Below are 381 nucleotides of genomic sequence, written 5' to 3' on the forward strand. Positions count from 1 at the left end.
AACAAGGTAGCCGTATCGGAAGGTGCGGCTGGATCACCTCCTTTCTAAGGAAAATGCCCATGTGGCATTGCCCATCGTTCAGTTTTGAGAGACCAAATCTCTCAACAATCAAAATATGAGGGCCTATAGCTCAGCTGGTTAGAGCGCACGCCTGATAAGCGTGAGGTCGGTGGTTCGAGTCCACTTAGGCCCACCATTTTTTTGAGAATTCCTATATGGGGCCTTAGCTCAGCTGGGAGAGCGCCTGCCTTGCACGCAGGAGGTCAGCGGTTCGATCCCGCTAGGCTCCACTTTGTTCCTTGAAAACTGAAGATTCATCAAGACATCAAACCAATTAATTTCACATATGGTCCGTGAGGACCGTGTGTCTTAGACGCTAGA

Annotated in this window: 2 tRNA genes; both read left to right on the top strand. The window is 49.6% G+C overall.

The features are described 5' to 3' along the window. Positions 1-119: 119 nt before the first annotated feature. A tRNA-Ile gene (locus KNP74_RS14870) sits at positions 120-196 on the top strand. A gap of 21 nt (positions 197-217) precedes the next feature. Further along, positions 218-290, top strand: a tRNA-Ala gene (locus KNP74_RS14875). Positions 291-381 lie beyond the last annotated feature (91 nt).

This window comes from Exiguobacterium sp. s141 (genome assembly GCF_018618085.1).
Lineage (GTDB): Bacteria > Bacillota > Bacilli > Exiguobacteriales > Exiguobacteriaceae > Exiguobacterium > Exiguobacterium mexicanum_A.